Consider the following 365-nt stretch of genomic DNA (forward strand, 5'->3'; position numbering starts at 1 on the left):
CGCCGCGATCATCGACCTGGACCCGCAGGCGACGGCCTCGTTCTGGAAGGACGTGCGCCAGCTCGACACGCCCGCCGTGGCGTCGATTCAGCCGGTGCGCCTGCCCGCTATGCTCAAAGCCTGCGAGGACGCCGGCACCGATCTTGTCGTGATCGACGGGGCGGCGGTCGCGCGCGACGTGGCCTATGAGGCAGCGCGTCACGCTGATTTCATCCTGATCCCGACTAAGACGGCCGTGTTCGACACGATGAGCATGACGCACACCCTCGACGTGGTGCGCCAGCTCGACCGCGCCTTTGCCGTGGTCCTTACCTTCGTGCCCCCGCAAGGTCAGGAAACTGGCGATGCGATTCAGGCCGTGGCGG

At 67.1% G+C, this 365-nt stretch carries 1 pseudogene; it reads left to right on the plus strand.

The annotated features are described in order from the left end of the window. Window positions 1-365: pseudogene (locus AX681_RS17575) on the plus strand (ParA family protein); the annotation flags it as partial.

Origin of the sequence: Sphingomonas sp. CCH9-E2 (genome assembly GCF_001557215.1) — a bacterium.
In the GTDB taxonomy this organism is placed as follows: domain Bacteria; phylum Pseudomonadota; class Alphaproteobacteria; order Sphingomonadales; family Sphingomonadaceae; genus Sphingomonas.